Source organism: Rhizobacter sp. P3_B12 (assembly GCF_056402895.1).
Genome location: NZ_JBFUGN010000801.1, coordinates 1 through 2,867 on the forward strand (window position 1 = coordinate 1; position 2,867 = coordinate 2,867).

Annotated in this window: 4 protein-coding genes; 2 read left to right on the plus strand and 2 right to left on the minus strand. The window is 68.5% G+C overall.

Annotated features, from left to right (window positions below; genetic code table 11):
- Positions 1–40: 40 nt before the first annotated feature.
- Positions 41–928, minus strand: a complete 888-nt coding sequence (locus AC1D01_RS28220) for a polyprenyl synthetase family protein (RefSeq protein WP_477872311.1) — start codon at positions 926–928, stop codon at positions 41–43.
- The gene (locus AC1D01_RS28225) at positions 925–1,167 is read right to left on the minus strand and encodes an exodeoxyribonuclease VII small subunit (RefSeq protein ID WP_477872313.1); all 243 of its coding nucleotides are present in this window, start codon (positions 1,165–1,167) and stop codon (positions 925–927) included. Before AC1D01_RS28225 ends, AC1D01_RS28220 begins: the two co-directional genes overlap by 4 nt.
- Positions 1,168–1,388: 221 nt before the next feature.
- Between AC1D01_RS28225 and AC1D01_RS28230 the strand changes: the two genes are divergently transcribed.
- Complete coding sequence (locus tag AC1D01_RS28230) at positions 1,389–2,525, plus strand: aromatic ring-hydroxylating oxygenase subunit alpha (RefSeq protein ID WP_477872315.1); 1,137 nt, start codon at positions 1,389–1,391, stop codon at positions 2,523–2,525.
- Between the two features lie 32 nt (positions 2,526–2,557).
- A partial coding sequence (locus AC1D01_RS28235) for an EamA family transporter (RefSeq protein ID WP_477872317.1) occupies positions 2,558–2,867 on the plus strand: 310 nt, incomplete at its 3' end.

Consider the following 2,867-nt stretch of genomic DNA (forward strand, 5'->3'; position numbering starts at 1 on the left):
GCTCTGGATGGTGTGCAGCAGGGTGTGGTTCATCGGCGGTTCAGGAGTCACGTTCGACCACTTTGTCGGCCAGCATGCCCAGCAGGCCGGTGCTCGGGAGGCCGCTGCGCAACAGCGCCGCRTGGGCCTGGTCGCGCAGCTGCGCGGCATGCCGGCGCGCGGGCTCCAGGCCCAGCACGCTGACGTAGGTCGGCTTGTTGTTGTCCATGTCCTTGCCGGCGGTCTTGCCGAGGGTTTCGGAGGCCTGCGTCACGTCGAGGATGTCGTCGACCACCTGGAACGCGAGGCCCAGGGCGTCACCATACTCCGCCAGCGCCTGCCAGGCCACCGGATTCGTACGCCCGCAGGCCGCCCCCATCAGCACGCTGGCCTGCAGCAGGGCGCCGGTCTTGCGGTGGTGCATGTCGCGCAGCGTGTGCTCGTCGAGCGTGGCGCCGATGCTGGCGAGGTCGATCGCCTGGCCGCCGGCCATCCCGGCATGGCCGGCCGAACGCGCCAGCAGCGAGCACAAGCGGGCCTGCAGCGCCGGCTCGACGCCCTCGCCGGGCGTCAGCACCTCGAAGGCCAGCGCCTGCATCGCGTCGCCGGCCAGCATCGCCTGCGCCTCGCCGTACTGAACGTGCACCGTCGGCTTGCCGCGGCGCAGCACGTCGTTGTCCATGCAGGGCATGTCGTCGTGGATCAGCGAGTAGGCGTGGATCAGCTCCACCGCGCAGGCGGCCCGCAACGCCGCCTCGCACTGGCCGTCGACCGCCCGGGCCGCCGCCAGCACCAGCAGCGGGCGCAGCCGCTTGCCGCCGTCGAGCACGCCGTAGCGCATCGTCTGGCCGAGTCCGGCCGGGGCCTCGGCGGGCACCCAGCGCGACAGCGCGGCTTCGACCGATTCCAGCTCGGCACGCGCCCATTCATCAAATTCGATCAAGCTCATCCCCCGGACCACGGCTTCAGTTGGCCTTCTTCGAGCACCTGCACCTGCTGCTCGACGGCGCTCAGGCGCTCGCGGCAGTAATTGAGCAGATCTGCACCCCTCTTGTAGCTTTCAAGCAGCTTCTCCAGCGGAAGCTGCCCACCCTCCATCGCGACGACCAGGCGCTCGAGCTCGGACAGGGCGTCTTCGTAGCTGGCGGGCGCATCGGTCTGCGCGGGTGTGGAAGAGGTCTTCGGCATGTCGTGACACAAAAACGAGCATTGTAGTCAGCGACCATCCCGAGACCCAGGCCCGAGCGGCCGCTTCATCACTTCATCCCCCCAAAGAGGGACGACCTGCGGCGCCACGGCTACAATCCCGCCCTCGCTGGTTCCAACGCGCCGTGCGCAGCGAGACCTCCCACCCCCGGCAGCGCCCCGTGGTGGCACGTTCACATCGGTTATAGGAGACCCTCGGGATCATGTCCGACCTGAGCCTCGCTCTTCCAGCTCTCGAGCGCCAAAGCAAACCCCACAGCGCCCAACTCCCCGTCTCCGCGTACTTCGACGACGACCTCCATCGCCGCGAGATGGAGCTCATCTTCCAGCATGGGCCCCGCTACCTGGGGCACGAACTCGCGGTTCCCGACATCGGTGACCACTACGCCCTGCCCCAGGAGGGCGAGGGCCGCGCACTGGTGCGCACCGCACAGGGGATCGAGCTGATCTCCAACGTCTGCCGGCACCGGCAGGCGGTGATGCTGCGCGGGCGCGGCAACACCGGCAGCCACATCGTGTGCCCGCTGCACCGCTGGACCTACGACCTGAAGGGCCAGCTGATCGGCGCGCCGCACTTCCCGGCCGACCCCTGCCTGCACCTGAACCGCTACAAGACGCAGACCTGGAACGGCCTGGTCTTCGAGGCCAACGGCCGCGACGTGGCCGCCGACCTGGCCGCGCTCGGCCCGCGCGCCGACCTGGATTTCAGCGGCTACGTGCTCGACCGCGTGCACATGCACGAGTGCGACTACAACTGGAAGACCTTCATCGAGGTCTACCTGGAGGACTACCACGTCGGCCCGTTCCACCCGGGGCTGAGCCAGTTCGTCAGCTGCGACGACCTGGCCTGGGAGTTCGGCCGCCACCATTCGGTGCAGACGGTCGGCCCGAAGAACGCGCTCGCGAAGGCCGGCTCCGACACCTACCGCAAGTGGCACGACGCGGTGCTGGCGTTCCGCAGCGGCCGCTTCGACAACCCGGTGCCGGCGCACGGCGCGATCTGGCTCACCTACTACCCGAACGTGATGGTCGAGTGGTATCCGCACGTGCTGGTGGTGTCGACGCTGTACCCGAAGGGGCCGCAGAAGACGTTGAACGTCGTCGAGTTCTTCTACCCGGAAGAGATCGCCGCCTTCGAGCGCGAGTTCGTCGACGCGAACCAGGCGGCCTACCTCGAGACTTGCGTCGAGGACGACGAGATCGCGCTGCGCATGGATGCGGGCCGGCGTGCGCTGCACGAGCGCGGCGACAACGAGGTCGGCCCCTACCAGACGCCGATGGAAGACGGCATGGAGGAGTTCCATGCCTGGTACCGCAAGGCGATGAAGCTGGCCGTCTGACGGGACATCGCGCATCGGGCGAGAATCGCCCGATGCGCTCCGCCCCCGTCCTGATGATCCTCGCGTCGTTCCTGTTCGCCAGCATGGGGGTCTGCGTGAAGCTCGCCTCCGCCTACTACCCGCCGGGCGAGATCGTCTTCTACCGCGGCCTGACCGGCACGCTGCTGCTGGCGGCGCTCACGCGCTGGCGCGGCGGCACGCTGCGCACCAACGTGCCCTCGATGCACTTCTGGCGCAGCCTGACCGGCGTGTCGGCGCTGTGCCTGTGGTTCTACTCGATCAGCAACCTGCCGCTGGCCACGTCGATGACGCTGAACTACATGTCGTCGGTGTGGATGACGC

What these genes read in the sequence shown, in the direction of transcription:
- AC1D01_RS28225 (WP_477872313.1), bottom strand. Translation starts at nt 1,167, where the DNA reads ATGCCGAAGACCTCTTCCACACCCGCGCAGACCGATGCGCCCGCCAGC.
- AC1D01_RS28230 (WP_477872315.1), top strand. Translation starts at nt 1,389, where the DNA reads ATGTCCGACCTGAGCCTCGCTCTTCCAGCTCTCGAGCGCCAAAGCAAA.